Source organism: Vibrio sp. D404a (assembly GCF_030248535.1).
In the GTDB taxonomy this organism is placed as follows: domain Bacteria; phylum Pseudomonadota; class Gammaproteobacteria; order Enterobacterales; family Vibrionaceae; genus Vibrio.
This window is the reverse complement of record NZ_JAHGAJ010000002.1, coordinates 185,503-200,040: the sequence shown is the minus strand read 5'-3', so window position 1 is coordinate 200,040 and position 14,538 is coordinate 185,503. Positions and strand designations below refer to the sequence as shown.

Genomic DNA, 14,538 nt, shown 5'->3' with positions numbered 1-14,538 from the left:
CTGTGAGAAAAATCTATCTGTAAAATCAAATAATCGCCAACTATGTGACTTAACTAGAATTTATACTTATCGAGATATCCCCTCCAAATACGACCTGTTATGCGACAAGTAGCAATAGATCGGCCGAATAGGTTGTTGTTCATTTATTGACTTAGCTCTCTATTTTGGCATTAAGCACTAACCATTTTTATTTATTAGTAATACAATAATGCTGATTGGGGTGCTTAGAGGCCTTATATGTTGTTGTTAAACACCCCAATTTTTTGTTGCTTTTGAATTAGCTAACAACTGGTTCAACGAGGTTACAAATGAGTTATGTTCCCATATTTCTGAACACAGTAGGTGGCCTGTAAAGGCTTCAATAGAGAATGACGCCAGTAGTTACAAGGTGAGCGTAGAATTCCGTGGGGGTATCGTTCGGCTTTCTGAGTGTTTTCTTCCTGCTTTTGTTCAGGCGGATTATCCGTTTTGCCCACGTTTCGTTCTCGAGCGTGGGCTTTTTTATATGTATGACAAGATTTGATTTTGGTCTGTAGTGAAAAGAAAGGAGATAAAGGGCCTCTACAGACAATTTACAAAATGAGTGAATCCCTTTCTCTAAAAGGGTTAAGAGACTCAATTGATAACTAAAACGCAGTAATATCGACCGATTCACAAAAATAATATTAATCTGCCATTAATCACACTTTTGACTTATTGTAGTACAATAGGGTGGGTTTATAGCTATGATGTACGGGTCGAAACTAATTATAGAAAAACAAAAGGTCTATTAGAATGGAACTCAATACAGCTATTGTAGGCATCTATTTCTTATTTCTTATCGCTATAGGATGGATGTTCAGAACGTTTACTAGTAACACCAGTGATTACTTCCGTGGGGGCGGTAACATGCTCTGGTGGATGGTAGGTGCGACTGCATTTATGACGCAATTCTCCGCTTGGACATTTACCGGTGCAGCGGGTAAGGCATACAACGATGGTTTCGCGGTAGCAATCATCTTCTTAGCAAACGCGTTTGGTTACTTCATGAACTTTGCGTACTTTGCTCCTAAGTTCCGTCAACTGCGTGTTGTTACAGTAATCGAAGCTATCCGCATGCGATTTGGTGCAGCGAACGAGCAGGTATTTACTTGGTCTTCAATGCCTAACTCTGTTGTTTCAGCAGGTGTTTGGTTGAACGCTCTCGCCATTATTGCTTCTGGTATCTTCGGCTTCGATATGACGATGACAATCTGGATCACTGGTCTGGTTGTACTCGCTATGTCAGTAACGGGCGGTTCATGGGCGGTAATCGCATCTGACTTTATGCAGATGGTTATCATCATGGCGGTAACGGTGACGTGTGCTGTAGTAGCGGTTGTTCAAGGTGGCGGTGTTGGTGAAATCGTCAGCAACTTCCCTGTCGGCGACACAGGCTCTTTCGTAGCGGGTAACAACCTTAACTACTTAAGCATCTTCAGCATCTGGGCATTCTTCATCTTTGTTAAGCAGTTCTCTATTACTAACAACATGCTTAACTCTTACCGTTACCTAGCGGCAAAAGACTCGAAGAACGCTAAGAAAGCTGCACTTCTTGCATGTGTACTAATGTTAGGTGGTGTATTCATTTGGTTCATGCCTTCTTGGTACATTGCGGGTCAAGGTGTAGACCTATCTGCAGCATACCCTGATGCAGGTTCGAAAGCTGGTGACTTCGCTTACCTATACTTTGTACAAGAATACATGCCAGCAGGTATGGTTGGTCTTCTAGTCGCGGCAATGTTTGCAGCAACGATGTCTTCTATGGACTCAGGCCTAAACCGTAACTCAGGTATCTTTGTTAAGAACTTCTATGAACCAGTTGTTCGTAAAGGTCAAGCTTCAGAGAAAGAGCTAGTAACCGTATCTAAGATTACTTCTACGGTATTTGGTGTTGCTATCATTCTAATCGCACAGTTCATCAACTCTCTAAAAGGTCTGAGCCTGTTCGATACGATGATGTACGTTGGTGCACTAATCGGCTTCCCAATGACAATTCCAGCATTCCTTGGTTTCTTCATTAAGAAGACTCCAGACTGGGCAGGTTGGGGTACGCTAATCGTCGGTGGTATCGTTTCTTACATCGTTGGTTTCGTTATCAATGCAGAAATGGTTTCAGCAGTATTCGGTCTAGAAGAGCTAACTAAGCGTGAGTGGTCTGATGTTAAGGTTGCAATCGGTCTAATCGGTCACATTACACTAACAGGTGGCTTCTTCGTGGCTTCTACTCTGTTCTACAAACCACTACGTGAAGAGCGTCAAGCGGATGTAGATAAGTTCTTCAACAACTTAGATACACCATTGGTTGCTGAATCTACAGAGCAGAAGAAGCTAGACAACAAGCAGCGTCAAATGCTTGGTAAACTAATCGCAGTAGCGGGTGTTGGTGTCATGCTAATGGCCCTTCTACCTAACCCAATGTGGGGACGCATGGTGTTCATCCTGTGTGGCGCGATTGTAGGTGGTGTTGGTATGCTGCTTGTGAAAGCGGTGGATGACACGGTTGAAGAAAAGGGCACGGTATCAGAACAAACCTCATGATGTTTGATACATCCATAACTTCAAATAGATAACTTTAAAGCGGCTGATAGTTCAGCCGCTTCTGTCGTTTTTATCGTATAGCTTTCGACTCAAGAAGTGACTTGTTGTTTTTCGATAAATAAAACCCCGATATGTCATCCATATCGGGGTTATTTTTTGTGGGGTAAGATTTTTTGTATTAGTGATCTTTACTTGTGACTCAAACTATAGAGCTTGGCGATTGATACTGATGTCGTTGGAGAGAGGCGTTTTTTTTGTGCTAAGAAAAGCTCTGCTGTAGAGACTGCATCGATAAGCGCGTTGTGATTGTTATATTCTGGCAGCCCATAACGCTCGCGAGTCGAAGACAAAGAGTAGTCTAGGTCATGCTCATTTCGCGCTTTTGCCATGTTCTTATCAATCGCTAGCGTATCAATCCACAAGATAGGTAAATTCACCACTTGATAGTAGGTATCCAAGTAGCGGTCGATGAATGCTTTTTCGACGCCACAAGCATGGGCAATGACTATTTTACCTGCGGCAGCTTCGAAAAATTGAGTCATAGCATTAGATAAAGAGATACCATCTCTGAGCATTTGCGGGGTGATGTGGTTGATCACCGCGGTTTCAGGTACGACGGACGACTCTTCATTGATGTAAAGATGTGACGCCGAGTTGAGATTGATTTTGTCGTTGTTTATCTCGACCCAACCCATAGACAATATAAGATCGCTTTCTGCTTGTAGCCCTGTGGTCTCAAGATCCAAAACAATATAGCTAAGCTCATCGGCTGTTGTATCGAGCGAACACTCTGGCTCAGATACTAATGCCTTGAGTTCTAGGGCTTGATGGCGCTGCTCAATAAACAGTTCTCGTCTTTTATTCAGCCGCATTAACGGGTGAAAGCGTTTAAACAGCATTGATTAGCCTCCGAACTTCACTTTTGCGGCATCCTGCAATTCCGCGATGATTCTAAAGGCATCTTTAAGGTGTTTACGCTCAAAGCTACCAAAACTATTGGGATTGATGTGGTTGTTAGGCTCACCACCATGTTTAAGCGCTTCGAGTTGATGACTGAACCGGAAAGAAAGAATGAAGCGATACGCATTAATAATGTTCTTGTACGAATCTTCGCTGAGTGAACCTTTCTCGAATGCAGTTCTAAATCGCTCATCTGTCGCGGAAAGGTCACAAGATACCGCCAGTCCATAGATACGTGCGAGATCGATGATCAGGTTAATCGCGTACTTCTTAATATTGAGTGTCTTCTTGTTCTCGCCTGTCTTTTCAAGAACCAAGCTATTGAAGATGCCTAAAGGAGGGTTGGTATTCACTGCATCGTTAACTAGCATAGTAAGGAAGCTTCGATTGCTTTGAATATTTTGATGAAGTTCGTCCCTTAGAATCTTCTCAAACTCGCTGTTGCCATAAACCGAACGAATTTCGAGGAAAACGCTGATGTTAAGTAAGCGATCGTATTCTGGGTTATCAACCCATTTCTTGTAGTACTGTTTCCAGACGGACAAAGGCTGACACCACTTTGGTGTAGCTGCCATGTATTTGCCCGGGCAAAGTGGGTAGTGACAGCTCTCTAAGCCTTTGGTGACAATCATGGCTAAGTGTTTGAAGTAAATACGATCGTTATCGGTCGCGTCGTCAGACAGTACAATTGCACTGTCTTGATCTGAAAGCATGTGTACTTCATTACGAGCATGAGAACCGGCAACAATCCACGCGAAATCACAAGGTGGAGGGCCTAATTTATCAATGGCAATCTGAATCAGACGGCGAGTATAGGCATCCATGATCATTGTCATCACCTTACCGACAACTTCTGGACTCACTTTGCCTTCAACCAAGGCTTCAAAAATTGCCTGACGTTCTGGAGTAAACTTGGCCAATGACGATACGCTACCTGCGTATTTGATCTTCTCAATAAGGAAGATGGCTTGAACACGGTGGTTTTGAACTAGGTGAGTGGTCGTCAAAAGCCCGACCACCTTATTGTCTTGTACGACGGGTAAGTTACGAATATTGAACTGCATCATCATCGATGCCGCTTGTAGTACAAGGTCGTCTGGAGAAATCGTTAACGGTGACAGTGTCATGACTTCCGATATAGGGCGACATGTGCTTACATCTTTAGCGATTACGCGCTTGGTCATGTCTCTGTCTGTAATCAAACCAACAATTTCATTTTCTTCATAGACCACGGCACAAGGAGAGCGCTGAATAAGCATCTCTTTAGCAACGTCTTTAATTGGTTGCTCCGCAGTAACAACAGCTACGCGTCCGCTAGCGACATCACCAACTCGGCGTATAAACAGACCTTTTTCTTTGTTTGACCAAACCACATCTAATGCCGATTTCAAGCGAACTTGTGCCTGTGACGCGAAATGTTCAGCCGATTCTGGATGCTTGGTAAATAGCGCTTTGAGTGCCGAGTGGGGTATTGAGTAGATGAGTGAGTTTTCAATTGCGATCGCTTGATAGATTTCACTGCTGTCTTGTTGTTGGCCGAGGAATGTAAAGCCAAAGAGATCTTCTGGCCCTAATTTCGCTCGTAAAACACCGTCTGACTTACGCTGCTCTAAAGCGCCAGTGCGAACAATGTAGAGCGCTTTTTCGCCTTTGTTTGAGCAAAGATCAATGACTTCTCCCTTTCCGACATAGCTTATCTGTATCTGAGAGGCGAGCTCTCTTAAGGCGTCTTTAGGCACCTTATCAAATGGGTCAATTTTATCGATAAACTGCAATATGTTGGGTAGAAGGGTATCTGACATAACTGATGCTCATTAAGATATATTTGTATGATTATAGCGTGGTTTTTTGGTTTCTAAAACTAGAATCATGATTCAGTCTGACTGTTGCCTAAATCACTAACTATAAGCAAAGTAGTTGATAAAATCGGTGTTGTCTTGAGTTATAGATCTCGTTGTTTAACTTAGGCTATTGTTGAACTTATGGTGGTATTGTATGATTAATTAAAATAAAGCAGCAAAAGGTAACCATTGATGTTTGATGATTTAAAAGGCAAGCGAGTGTTAATCACTGGCTCAACGTCGGGTATGGGATTAGCAACGGCAAAGTACTTTGCTCAATGTGGAGCATCTGTAGGCTTGAATGGTCGAAGCTCGAGGACTCCGGAAATTGAAGCGATCTTAAACGAATTGAAAGCGCTGGGGGGAGAGGCTGAATTCTTTCAAGCGGACCTAATGCAATCATCAGGCTGTGAAAACCTTGTTGCTGACTTTACAGATCACTTTGGTGGGCTAGACGTATTGATTAACAATGCTGGTGGGCTAGGAGGAAGAGAAAACCTAGAAGATATTGATGATGCGTTTTTCGATCGTGTAATTGATCTTAACGCGCGCTCTGCATTGATGGTCACCAAATATGCGATTCCACATCTAAGAGCCTCAGCTTTAGAGTCAGGTGAAACATCGTGTGTTATTAGTACTGGTTCAATCGCAGCGCGCGAAGGCGGCGGTGTAGGGGCCGGTTTATACGCAGCATCAAAAGCTTGGCTTCATGATATCCATCGAAACTGGGTTAAAGAGTTCACCAAAGATCGTATTCGTTTCAATATCGTTTCTCCAGGAACGATTGATACCGCTTTTCATGACGCTAAATCGGATGAGGTTAAATCAAATATAGCTAGCTCAATACCTATGGGGCGTTTTGGGCGTGTGGAGGAGGTTGCTCCGAGTTTCGCGTTCTTCTCATCTCATGCGTGCGCAGGTTATATCACTGGGCAAATTCTCGATGTGAATGGAGGTCAAATGGCGCCATAGTTTATCTCGATTCTTAATGTAAAAAATCTCAGAAGAGCCAGCACGTAGCTGGCTTTTTTGATCGACTTACGTAAAAGCAATTAAACAAATCGATTGCGTAAAAAGAAAGAGGGTGACGCTATTCACATAATTATCGATTATTTGTATGACAAGTTGTGTGCATAGACTAAAGTTCGCTTAATTAGCCATCAGCTCATCAGATTTAGCGACAAGGAATGAACCATGAATCTCTTTTATGAAGCCGACAATCACCCGTGGGAATACTTAGGTAATGGATTGAAGCGCAAGGTGGTTTCATTAACTAAAGATTTGATGGCCGTTCACCTCTGTTTTGATAAGGGGGCGGTCGGTGCTGTCTACGATCACACAGTACAAGAGCAGATTGGATACGTGGTAAAAGGGAGTTTCGAGGTTGAAGTGGATGGCAATAAGCAAATCCTAAATGCGGGGGATGCATTTATGGCTCATCGACATCTTGAAAAGGGCGCAAAGTCTCTTGAGCACGACAGTGTATTGCTAGATTTAGTCAATCCACATTAATGGCAGATTCGAAGCAGTAAAAATCCCACATAGTATTTATTCATTACGATACCCCTCGTTCTTCAAACACGACTTCTCGTCCTAGACGCGTCCAGTATTAATCTAACCAATCGCATATTCACGGTTGGTTTCTACTTCTATTTTTATCTACCTCACCGTTTTTGAACGTTCTAGCTGAGTAGCGACCCACTTAAGGGCGGACGCCACCTCTAAACCATCATTCGACTTCTTGATATAAAGTAATCAATTTGTATCATTTTATATTCCACATATGTCATATCTTATCCTTGATTGGTAGTGCTGGTGAGGTTTATTCAATTCAACCCGAAGATATCGTACTGGGTTTGGAATGGGCTTATTTTGTTAGATTAAATCATTACTGGATCTTATATTTGTATGTTTTATCCTGTCTGATTCACATTTTTTAGCTTTCCTTTATCTTTATTGATTTTATCTTCCATCCTTTTAAATTGGGAGTCTTCGTGAATTTTTCTCTGTTTTTGTTCAATGATCTTTATTTATTTGTATGAATAAATGTTTAGGTTTGGCGTAATGTTCCGCTCGCTTCTGTGACTTATGTTTTAGTTTCGACTTAATCATCGCAGTTATTGTGAGAGAGCTCATTCTATCGATACGCACTATTTGAAGCTTAGCTCTATTTGTCTAACAATAAGACTTAATCCAATTGCGTAACAAAAGAAGAGAAGGGAATATGAAAAATTCTAAAGTGGCTATTGCAGTGGTTACAACACTATTTGCCGGCATGGCATCGGCCGCGTCAATTGATTACCGTTACGAATATCGTGCTGCTACCGATTACACCTACGAAAAAGATGGAACGAGCGAAACTCGCCATGTCGATGCGCGCCATCAACATCGTGTGAAATTGGGTGACAGCTTTAAGCTAGACGACAAGTGGAAGCACTCATCAAGCCTAGAAATCAAATTCCATACAGACGACTCTTATTACGATGCTGACTCGGGCAGCGTTAAGAATGCTAACAGCAAAAGTTTCTACAACGGTAACTGGTATATCTACAACATGGAGTTAGATAACACCGCTACTTACAAAGTGAACAGCAATTGGTATCTACAAATGGGTATGCCAATCGCATGGGATTGGGATGAGCCAAACTACAACGACGGTGACTGGAAAATGAAAAAAGTCACTTTCAAACCTCAGTTCCGTGTTGGCTACAAAGCGGATATGGGTCTAACCACCGCTATTCGTTACCGTCACGAGTACTCAGATTTCCGTAACCACACTCGTTTTGGTGACACGGACAACGAAACTGGTGAGAAGCTAGAATCTGCTCAGAAATCAAAGATCACTCTAACGGGCTCATACAAGGTTGAATCTTTACCTAAGTTGGGCCTGTCTTACGAAGCTAACTATGTGAAATCTCTAGATAACGTACTTCTATACGACAACGATGATTGGGAATGGGATGCGGGTATCAAGGTGAGCTACAAGTTCGGTTCTTGGAAACCATTTGGCGAACTTTGGTCATCAGATATTAGCTCTCGCTCAAGTGACCGTGAAGCGAAGTACCGCGTGGGTATTGCTTACTCATTCTAATGCGTAACGAGGCAATAGTTTAAGGTTAGCTCTGCGCACAGTGGAGCTATGTTTCTCTGTCATATCCTCAATACGGATGAGAAAACCTTTTGTCTAAGAATATATAAAAGTTATAACGAACAAGAGAGTTTATTATGCAGATTTCTAAAGTGGCAACAGCAGTCGCACTGTCTACTGGCTTACTTTTTGGCTGTAATAGCGATGGCTTACCTGTACCGACAGATCCTGTAGTTCCGGCACCGGATTTAAAAATTACCAGCGGTTATTGGCAACTGGGGACAGCCGCATCAGCGACGAGCTTTTCAACGAGCAGCGCAGATCTTCCAAATGTTTACGTGTTTAGCGAAGACGGCAACCACAAATATTACGATGATGACGCAACACCTGGTACATACGTGATCAAAGATGCATCAGCATCAACCAACGACTACGATGAAGACGCCGGTACTATTTCATTTATGCTTTACGATAGTGGCACAACAATGGAAGTATCTGGTGAGTTCACGCTAACAGAAGCTTCTGGTGACACACCTGCATCAATGACATTTGTTGATGAAGATAACGGTGTTGACCTATCGGGTTCAGATGAAGTTGATAATGATTCTGTTAAAGATGCGGTTGTTGATGCCAATGAAGATAGCGGTATTAATAATGTCGTTCAAATCTTAGATACAAACTTTGGCGGCGCTAAAAATGACGTTGGTGAGCTGCGTCTGAAACTGTCTGAGTCTGCGACAGTATCTAGCATTGCCTCTGGTAAATTATCAGTAGACCTAATCTACCAAGTCGATGCAGACACGAATGAAGAAGCGAACGACAGTGGTAACAACGCTTACATCTCTTTATATGGCGCGGGTACTTCAAACACGAACCTACACGGTGAAGTGATTTTTAATGCTGGCGAGATTTTCTATCGTTCAACCGTGACGAGTGGTGGTAAACCACAAATCTCTGAAGAGCCAGTAGGGACTTACGAGCTTGGTGAAGACTTAGCCGTTGAAGTGAGCTGGGCTAATGGTTACTACACATTCACTGTCAATGACACTGTGTATGACAACAGTGGTAATGGCTTTGAGTCGTTTGATAAATCTGCAGTGACAGTTATTTCACTGAAGCTTGGTGATACATCAAATACGACGCACTATGAACTGATTGCTGATAACTTCATGGTTTACTCAAATGACGAGTCAGATGACCAAGTGGTGTTTGAGGATAACTTTGATAGTTATACAAACGGCGCTGCATTAGGTGGCTCGGATCCATACAATAACAACAGCGCAGAAGCGACCGTTGTTACTGAAGGAGAAGACCCAACGGATCCAACAGATCCTGAGCCAGAACCAGGTGAAGTAACAGATGACTTCGATAGCTACACGGCAGGCACTCGCATTGATGCCGCAAACAGCGCTTACGCTATCAAGGGTGATAAAGACGGTGATGATGAGACAACAATTGTTGCAGAAGTAAGTACTGTACAAGCTAATTCAGGTGACAACTCACTACTGTTGCATGACAACTCAACACTAGGAAAACCTGTTGTATCTCGTACCTTTAAAGATGGTGGTGCTGAATCAGGTTCGGTGTCGATGTCTGTGTACATTCCATCTGATGGTTATGTGAAATCAACATACTTGTTCTTAGGTTCGTCAGATACTGCATCTTCGAGCAAGCGATTTACAGAAGTGGCATTTGGTAGCTCTGCGCTCAAATTCCGTAACGAAAGTGGCAGCCAAAAAGACCTAGCGTCTTATGCTCAAGATGCTTGGGTGGACGTAACTATGGCATGGGAGCCAAATTCAGACAGCTCTGGTTATGATGTGACGATTACGGTCGATGGTACTGAGTACACGTCGTATGAAGAAGATGGCACGACTTATCCTCTCGTTGCTGAAGCTGATGAAGGTGCACCAATTATGTTTGCAGCTTATGTAGGTGATAACTCGAGCAGTGGCACATACAGTTACTTCGACGACTTAGATTCTGAATTATTCTAAATCACAGTTTATTGAGTTTTAAAGAGGCCATTTAGGCCTCTTTTTTTGTTTTTTACCCGCTCAAATAACCAAGCTTATGCCTACCTTAAGAGCAAAAACAGAGCACAAAACAAGAAGGTTTGGCCGGTTAATTTGCTTCAATAAGACTCCGATCTCATTTATCTATGATTCGATGGTGATGTATAAGAGCGCGATCTCATTTATGACTTTTTAGGGGTATTTGTATTACTTTATTATGTTTATACTTGTGTCATTAGCGTGAAGGACATAGCTAATACGGTACATGGAACGTGGCTTAGAGCTTGAGTTTCATATCAATAAGGTATCTTGTCCTCGTCTTATAATACAAATAATTCAAACTTAAGCATTAAAGGTGAAAGGTCTAATGAAAAGTATCTATCTAAAAAGCTTGCTTGCATCTTCGATTGTTCTAGCCGTTGGTTGCGCGAGTACTTCAGCATCTGTAGTAGAGCAGTTTCCAAACAACAAAGAAACGGGTGAGCCACTTCTAACGCCAGTTGCTGTGACGGCAAGTAGCCACGATGGTAATACACCTAGCCAACTTATTGATGGCAACATTATGACTCGCTGGGCTGCAAACGGTAACGGTGAGCACGCAACGTTGGATTACGGTTCAGTTCACGAGTTTGATGCGGTTCAAGCGTCGTTCAGTAAAGGTAACGAACGCGTGACGTCGTTTGACATTCAAATGAGTGAAGACGGTGAGAACTGGACTACTGTGCTTAAAGATCAGAAAAGCTCAGGACGTGCGATTGGTTTAGAACGCTTCCAGTTCGAGCCAGCGGTAAAAGCGCGTTATGTTCGTTACGTGGGTTACGGTAATACTAAAAACCAATGGAACTCAGTAACAGAGCTTGCGGCTGTAAACTGTGGTATTAACGCATGTCCTTCAAGTCACCTTATTTCAGATGCTGTCGTAGCTGCAGAAGCAGATATGATCGCGCAAATGAAGGCTGACCAGAAAGCACAAAAAGAGCTGCTGAAAAAGAACCGTAAAGGTGATTTCGGTGCGCCACTCGTGCGCCCTTGTGAGACAACGGTAGAGTGTGACCTTTCTCAGCCAATGCCGACACCAACGCTGCCTGCAACGTTGCTGGCAACTAATGCACCTGGTGAGAACTTCGACCTAACACGTTGGAAGCTGACAACACCTTATGACCACGATGGTGATGGCCGTGCAGATGACGTTGATGAGTGGGATCTAGCACATGGCTTCCAGAACGAAGACATTTTCTACACTGCAGAAGATGGCGGTATGGTGTTTAAGACTTACGTGAAAGGCTCACGCACTTCTAAGAACACCAAATACGCTCGTACTGAGTTCCGTTCGATGCTGCGTGCAGGTGAGAAGTCACACAAAACTAAAGGTGTGAACCCGAATAACTGGGTATTCAGCTCTGCTCCAATTGAAGATCAGCAAGCTGCTGGTGGTGTAGACGGGACTCTTAAAGCAACACTGAAGATCGACCATGCAACAACAACAGGTCAATCTCACGAAGTGGGTCGTTTCATCATCGGTCAAATCCACGACAAAGATGACGAGCCAATCCGCCTTTACTACCGTAAGCTTCCAAACCAAGCAACGGGCACTGTTTACTTTGCTCACGAAAAAACTAAGACGGGCACAGAAGATTACTACAATCTAGTCGGTGACATGACAGGTGAAATCGGTGAAGACGGTATCGCACTTGGTGAAATGTTCAGCTACGAGATTGACGTGAAGGGTAACATCATGACAGTGACTCTGATGCGTGAAGGCAAAGAAGATGCTGTTCAAGTGGTAGACATGAGTGACAGTGGCTACGACGAAGGTGGTCGCTACATGTACTTTAAAGCCGGTGTTTACAACCAGAACATGTACGGTGAGCCAGATGATTACGTACAAGCGACATTCTACGAGTTAGACGCAACATACGGTGAGTTCCAAGGTTAATCCAACTAATGCTCTCTAGTAAAAAACTATCAAGCCAGTAACCTTTGTTACTGGCTTTTTGTATGCGCATAAAAAAGCCATAGAGTCTTTAACGGAGTCTATGGCTTTGTATACGATAGAGTGTGGAGCTAATCTATTTAGCTCCACACCGATTATAGAGAGTTACTGCACATGTTCAGTTGATACTTCACTAAAGCTGACATCGAAGATCTCGCCTTGGTATTTATCATCAGGTTTAAATTGAGGGTAGATACCGGCTTTAAAATAAAACGCGATGTCATCGCTCGCCCAATCACTACTTAGTGTGACGGTGTCACCATTCATGTCAGTGTAGTCAGCTCCCCAGTCAATTTGGTGGGAAACAAGGTTACTGCCATCGGTGTCTGTGGTTGCGAGGAACAGCCCATCTTGTGTTGCACGGATAATGTAGCGCCACTCTTCATTAGCAGCGTATTGGCCTAAGGTTACGCTAAACGGTTCACAGCTCGCGCAGTCTTGGTTATTACGCTCAAAACTGTCGTTGAGGATGACTCGGATCGGCCTATCATCACCTTCCCAAAGCAACTTAACCAATGCTTGGCTGATCTTCCAGCCATGAATTTGTCCCAATACCACTTTAGGGCGCTGCTCACTGAAGTCGAGATTTGGATACTCATTGATTTGAAGTTGAGCCTCAAGGGTATGGTTTTTTGCATTGGTACGAAGATCGTTGAGGTACCAACTGGTGTCTTCATCACTGGTACTGCAATCAGGGGAATCATTGCTAATGTACAACTCTCTTAGCTCAGAGCGAATATAGCTAGAGTTCGCGGTTGAAGTGCCGTAGCCCATGTCAGCCCGAAAGTGCATCTGACCATCAACAACGTTGAAGTAGGAGATCCCTAAGTCATTGTCATAGATATTGCTGGCGTTGGACAAAACATCTTTACTCGAGTTACAACGCTCGGGTTCAAGTTCGGCAGCACTATTACCGCCACTGCCGTACCAATCATCTTTACTTGGCGGGATAGTGATCTTCCAGTCATCAATATTCCATTTGGCCGAGGTGTCAATATTCTCTTTCTCGTAGGTTAACTGGTTAAACTTCGCTTCACCTTCACCATTTTCAAACTGGTTGTAAATACCAGCTTTAAAGTAACTGAGCAGATGCGACCAGTAAGAGATGTCGATATTTGCTTTCGATTCGTCGTTCACTTCGATAGATAGAGTGTTCTCTAGTATGGATATTTCAAAGCGAGTAAAGTCATCAAGGTCAGCTTCACCTAAATCATAACGGTCATATGAGTCGCTGCAGTTGGCTGCGTTAGAAGCCTGGCTGCAATCTAACGCGTTATTTTTGACAACCGCCCAGTAATGACCTGTTAGACCATTTCTTTCTTGTTCCCAAACAACGCGAACTAACGGGTGCGGGATATAACCAGTACCATCTTCGCTAGTGCCTTTATTGTGGATCTGCAAGAAGGTGACTTCATCATGGTCAGCGGGTGAATTGGCCATCGCTAAATCAATATCAGGCAGTTTAACTTCTGCGTAGAAGGTTCGCTTGATGTCATCCTCGCTCACGTCAAAGTTCTCTAGCTCTCTAACCTCAGAGCGCATCTTGTAGTTCGACATCTTGAATACAAGGTTTTCAGTCTCTTTTTCAGCGTAGAAGTAGTCACTTTGATAGTTGTCGAATGCTCCGTTTTTGACCTCAGAAGTTTTATTACCTTCACTACCATCCGGATCAGAGACTTGCAGATCTGAGTTATCTAAGATGCTCTGATATTTAGCAATGCTGTAAGGTGCAACAGTTTCAGTGGGATCGGTTGGTTGATTTGGGTCAGCGGGCTCACTCGGAGACGAAGAGGAAGAGCTGCCACCACAGCCCGCGAGTAGTACGGCTATGACCGCTGCGGTGATTGGTTTTAATGTCATCATACTGGTTATTCTTATTATGGAAAAAACCAATAATTACATTTGTATTATTTTAACTCAAATCGGCGGTTCTGATTTTGTGACTCAATGTGAGTTGAATTTCGTCACTGACGGGGTACTTTGGTCAAATTGCGGACGAACAGTCAGATATCGATGATTAGTTGCCTTTTCATAAGCTTATTAAAGAGATATGCCGGAGCGATTTTGATAGATTAAGAACAT

The 14,538-nt window shown here is 43.2% G+C and carries 9 protein-coding genes; 6 read left to right on the top strand and 3 right to left on the bottom strand.

The genetic code is table 11. From position 1 onward, the window contains the following. The first annotated feature begins 774 nt into the window (after positions 1 to 774). Complete coding sequence (locus KI655_RS01325) at positions 775 to 2,559, top strand: transporter (protein ID WP_285400965.1); 1,785 nt, start codon at positions 775 to 777, stop codon at positions 2,557 to 2,559. A gap of 188 nt (positions 2,560 to 2,747) precedes the next feature. Here the strand turns inward: KI655_RS01325 and KI655_RS01320 are convergent, their stop codons facing one another. After that, a complete protein-coding gene (locus tag KI655_RS01320) occupies positions 2,748 to 3,458 on the bottom strand; it encodes a 3'-5' exonuclease (protein WP_285400963.1) in 711 nt (236 codons plus the stop codon). Positions 3,459 to 3,461: 3 nt separating this feature from the next. Next, positions 3,462 to 5,321 carry a DUF294 nucleotidyltransferase-like domain-containing protein gene (locus KI655_RS01315; RefSeq protein ID WP_285400961.1) on the bottom strand — a complete coding sequence of 620 codons (1,860 nt, stop codon included), beginning with the start codon at positions 5,319 to 5,321 and terminating at the stop codon, positions 3,462 to 3,464. Positions 5,322 to 5,552: 231 nt separating this feature from the next. Here KI655_RS01315 and KI655_RS01310 point away from each other — a divergent pair, with 231 nt between their 5' ends. The 5 genes from KI655_RS01310 to KI655_RS01290 all read left to right on the top strand — a co-directional run bounded on the left by KI655_RS01310 (position 5,553) and on the right by KI655_RS01290 (position 12,399). Continuing rightward, positions 5,553 to 6,332: an SDR family NAD(P)-dependent oxidoreductase gene (locus tag KI655_RS01310; protein WP_285400959.1), complete on the top strand. Its 780-nt coding sequence runs from the start codon at positions 5,553 to 5,555 to the stop codon at positions 6,330 to 6,332. A gap of 222 nt (positions 6,333 to 6,554) precedes the next feature. After that, positions 6,555 to 6,872: a cupin domain-containing protein gene (locus tag KI655_RS01305; RefSeq protein WP_150872588.1), complete on the top strand. Its 318-nt coding sequence runs from the start codon at positions 6,555 to 6,557 to the stop codon at positions 6,870 to 6,872. A gap of 712 nt (positions 6,873 to 7,584) precedes the next feature. Next, positions 7,585 to 8,451, top strand: coding sequence for an oligogalacturonate-specific porin KdgM family protein (locus KI655_RS01300; RefSeq protein WP_032548923.1), 867 nt, complete (start codon positions 7,585 to 7,587; stop codon positions 8,449 to 8,451). 134 nt (positions 8,452 to 8,585) lie between these two features. Then, positions 8,586 to 10,445 carry a hypothetical protein gene (locus tag KI655_RS01295; RefSeq protein ID WP_285400955.1) on the top strand — a complete coding sequence of 620 codons (1,860 nt, stop codon included), beginning with the start codon at positions 8,586 to 8,588 and terminating at the stop codon, positions 10,443 to 10,445. Between the two features lie 385 nt (positions 10,446 to 10,830). Then, positions 10,831 to 12,399 (top strand): polysaccharide lyase family 7 protein, encoded by a 1,569-nt coding sequence (locus tag KI655_RS01290; protein ID WP_285400953.1) that lies wholly within the window; start codon positions 10,831 to 10,833, stop codon positions 12,397 to 12,399. 162 nt (positions 12,400 to 12,561) lie between these two features. On the opposite strand, the gene KI655_RS01285 is transcribed toward KI655_RS01290, so the two are convergent. Continuing rightward, entirely contained in the window at positions 12,562 to 14,316 is a 1,755-nt protein-coding gene (locus KI655_RS01285; RefSeq protein WP_373417271.1) for a polysaccharide lyase family 7 protein, read from the bottom strand. Positions 14,317 to 14,538 lie beyond the last annotated feature (222 nt).

What these genes read in the sequence shown, in the direction of transcription:
- KI655_RS01325 (WP_285400965.1), top strand. Translation starts at nt 775, where the DNA reads ATGGAACTCAATACAGCTATTGTAGGCATCTATTTCTTATTTCTTATC.
- KI655_RS01320 (WP_285400963.1), bottom strand. Translation starts at nt 3,458, where the DNA reads ATGCTGTTTAAACGCTTTCACCCGTTAATGCGGCTGAATAAAAGACGA.
- KI655_RS01315 (WP_285400961.1), bottom strand. Translation starts at nt 5,321, where the DNA reads ATGTCAGATACCCTTCTACCCAACATATTGCAGTTTATCGATAAAATT.
- KI655_RS01310 (WP_285400959.1), top strand. Translation starts at nt 5,553, where the DNA reads ATGTTTGATGATTTAAAAGGCAAGCGAGTGTTAATCACTGGCTCAACG.
- KI655_RS01305 (WP_150872588.1), top strand. Translation starts at nt 6,555, where the DNA reads ATGAATCTCTTTTATGAAGCCGACAATCACCCGTGGGAATACTTAGGT.
- KI655_RS01300 (WP_032548923.1), top strand. Translation starts at nt 7,585, where the DNA reads ATGAAAAATTCTAAAGTGGCTATTGCAGTGGTTACAACACTATTTGCC.
- KI655_RS01295 (WP_285400955.1), top strand. Translation starts at nt 8,586, where the DNA reads ATGCAGATTTCTAAAGTGGCAACAGCAGTCGCACTGTCTACTGGCTTA.
- KI655_RS01290 (WP_285400953.1), top strand. Translation starts at nt 10,831, where the DNA reads ATGAAAAGTATCTATCTAAAAAGCTTGCTTGCATCTTCGATTGTTCTA.
- KI655_RS01285 (WP_373417271.1), bottom strand. Translation starts at nt 14,316, where the DNA reads ATGACATTAAAACCAATCACCGCAGCGGTCATAGCCGTACTACTCGCG.